The sequence below is a fragment of the Methanocaldococcus sp. genome, from assembly GCF_024490875.1.
Lineage (GTDB): Archaea > AGJL01 > Methanococci > Methanococcales > Methanocaldococcaceae > Methanocaldococcus.
This window is the reverse complement of record NZ_JACCLX010000020.1, coordinates 1-2,708: the sequence shown is the minus strand read 5'-3', so window position 1 is coordinate 2,708 and position 2,708 is coordinate 1. Positions and strand designations below refer to the sequence as shown.

The window sequence follows — 2,708 nt, the reverse complement described above, 5'->3', positions numbered from 1 at the left end:
ATAAAATCCCAGATAAAATTTTAATCTCCACCGATTTCCTATCTCTCTTAAAAAGTTCCGCCATTCGTTCCTTTAATACTTCTATCGTCAGCTTCATATCCCCTATTTTTTACTTCCATATTTTTAAATCTTTCTTATCTTGACAGTCTCGATTTTTACAGTAAAATTTAAGTTAGCTATTTCTTCATTTTTATCATATATGGTTTCAGTTATGCAGTATTTATCTTCTGAGAGTTTTTTTGCTTTAATATTTATACAATAGGTTTCACCATTTACCATGATATGCTTTTTAATTAATCTTTTCTTGATAATTTTGGTTATATAGAGTTTTTTAAAATCATTAATATTTTTAATATTAACTTTTACGATTTGGTCAGTTGGAGTATTTTTTACTACTTCAATATCTACCTTCTGACCTGCAATATCTTTGGAATTTTCTACTTCTACAGCACTTACAGAAGCCAAAGTGGAACATATTACTAATAGCCCAAATATTAAAGCAAATATCTTCTTCATTATATAACCTCCTTGTATTGGTAAGGCTCAGCTTCTATATAGAAGCTTCATCGCCACTTTATTTTTGTAAAGTTATATTTTCCAATCTTATGATAGAATTATTTTGATTTTTAAATATTTATACATTACCAAGTTATTTATGATTATTTCAATAAAATACACTACTTAGTAATGTATAAAAAGATGGATATTAAAGGTCTTAATAATAGTAAAATAGTAAATACTTTAAAAAAGTAAATTTTGTTAATATTATTATTTAGGTATTAATTCTGCTACTTTTGGAATAATATAAACCTCAAAAAAACAGAATATACTAATTAGAATTATTGAAATGTTTGTATCATTCTCTGTTATTGGTTTTTCTTCCTTATCTAATAGATTGAAAATTACTTTATTCCCAAGGTAATGGTTTATATTCTCTTTTAATATCTGGAACTTCTGAAAAAACATCATAAGTTATGTTGTTTAATATAAAGCCATCCATCTCCTTTAATTGAACTAATAAGCATCCTTTAATAGTGACATTAATTTTTGGGGAATTTTCTTGCATTTTATTTACCATTAATAACAAATTTTTAATTTTACCAACCTCATCAAAGTTTATATTTAGATTTTTTAAGGAATTTTCATTTTCTTTGTATAAAATTAGATGATGTACCATAATTTCATCTACATAGCCGTTAAGTTCTTTAGATAATTTTAATAAATCATTATCATTAAATCCTGGAATATATATAGTTCTAACAATTGTATGTAAATACTTTGATGCTATTTTTATATTCTCTAAAACTTTGGAAAAGTAATCCTTTCCAGTTAATAATTTATACTTTTCCCTATTAAAAGAACTTAAACTAATCATTATTAAATCCAAACCTAAATCTTTAAATTCCTCTATAATTTTTTCATTTAATAAAACTCCATTTGTTTGTAAATCCACTCTTAAACCCAACTCCTTACAAAATTCAATTCCTTTTTTTACTCCTTCTAAATCCATTAGTGGCTCTCCATATTGAGATATTGTAACCGCCTTTGCATTTTCTAAATTTCCATAAATACCTCTCTTTATATTTTTATGCTTAGAATAACAGTAAATACAGTTCAAATTACATTTTTGAGTTAATTCTATGGAGGGATGATGATAAGGATTTTCAATTTCTAAATTTATCCCTTCACATCCTATACAATGCTTAACTATCTTTAAATTTCTAACAATATCTTCCAATTTGTCGCAAATTTCATTTCTTAAAATTATCATATTCATCACAACACATTATTTTTATTTAGTTTTATATATTTATATATTCATGTCCTCAAATAAAAATAATAAAAAAAATAAAAATTAAAAAGTGTAAATTTTAATTTATTTTAATTTTACTTCTTTAATTTCAACAATTAAAGTTTGATCATCAGCAGTTGGAAGTTTAGTATTAACTCTAACTTGTGCATCAGCATTTTCTTCTTTAGATCTTAAAGCTTTTCTTACAATAGCGGCACATATTAATCCTTCTGGACTTAATGGAAACTCTTTGTAACCTTGATTAACTAAAACCCTATGTGTTGGAAGGAATATAGAATCTTTAATTTTAACTATATAGGTCTTTTCATTTTTGTTTTCTTCAGAAATTACTTCAACATCTTTACAGATTTCCATTTCAAGTAAAGCAGATTTTATTAATTCTGTTATATTTTCTATATTATATTCAATTTGCCTATCTCCAAGTATTTGATCTACCATTTCAGCAATTACATCTCCAATTTCTCTAATAAGCATTTGACTCATTGCAGTAGCTCCTCTCCCTAAAACTTTTGAAACTGCAATAATGTATCCAGTCACCAACGCATTCATTAAAGGAACAACTCTATCCATACTTCTCCACACTCCATGCACTTTTTGTAACAAATCCCTTGCCTGTTGGCTCATACTGTATCCCTCCATATTCACCACCTCAATATTATAAGGTGGTATATTTAAACTTTATTCTTTACTTTACACCACATTTTTGTAAATATGTTAATTTAATTATATAAAATTTTTGTATAGTGAGACTGTCAAGATAAGAAAGATTTAAAAATATGGAAGTAAAAAATAGGGGATATGAAGCTGACGATAGAAGTATTAAAGGAACGAATGGCGGAACTTTTTAAGAGAGATAGGAAATCGGTGGAGATTAAAATTTTATCTGGGATTTTAT

Annotated in this window: 3 protein-coding genes and 2 pseudogenes; 1 reads left to right on the top strand and 4 read right to left on the bottom strand. The window is 25.9% G+C overall.

Annotated elements, in window-relative coordinates; all coding sequences use genetic code 11:
• The 4 genes and pseudogenes from HZY31_RS03790 to HZY31_RS03775 all read right to left on the bottom strand — a co-directional run.
• A pseudogene (locus HZY31_RS03790) lies at window positions 1–97 on the bottom strand (IS6 family transposase); the annotation flags it as partial.
• A gap of 26 nt (window positions 98–123) precedes the next feature.
• Window positions 124–516 carry a hypothetical protein gene (locus HZY31_RS03785; RefSeq protein WP_297318133.1) on the bottom strand — a complete coding sequence of 131 codons (393 nt, stop codon included), beginning with the start codon at window positions 514–516 and terminating at the stop codon, window positions 124–126.
• 391 nt (window positions 517–907) lie between these two features.
• The gene (locus HZY31_RS03780) at window positions 908–1,771 is read right to left on the bottom strand and encodes a radical SAM protein (RefSeq protein WP_297318132.1); all 864 of its coding nucleotides are present in this window, start codon (window positions 1,769–1,771) and stop codon (window positions 908–910) included.
• A 105-nt stretch (window positions 1,772–1,876) separates the two neighbouring features.
• On the bottom strand, window positions 1,877–2,452 hold the full coding sequence (locus tag HZY31_RS03775; protein WP_297318131.1) for a hypothetical protein: 576 nt from the start codon (window positions 2,450–2,452) through the stop codon (window positions 1,877–1,879).
• Window positions 2,453–2,611: 159 nt separating this feature from the next.
• Between HZY31_RS03775 and HZY31_RS03770 the strand changes: the two are divergent.
• Window positions 2,612–2,708 (top strand): annotated as a pseudogene (locus tag HZY31_RS03770) (IS6 family transposase); the annotation flags it as partial.

What these genes read in the sequence shown, in the direction of transcription:
- HZY31_RS03775 (WP_297318131.1), bottom strand. Translation starts at nt 2,452, where the DNA reads ATGGAGGGATACAGTATGAGCCAACAGGCAAGGGATTTGTTACAAAAA.
- HZY31_RS03785 (WP_297318133.1), bottom strand. Translation starts at nt 516, where the DNA reads ATGAAGAAGATATTTGCTTTAATATTTGGGCTATTAGTAATATGTTCC.
- HZY31_RS03780 (WP_297318132.1), bottom strand. Translation starts at nt 1,771, where the DNA reads ATGATAATTTTAAGAAATGAAATTTGCGACAAATTGGAAGATATTGTT.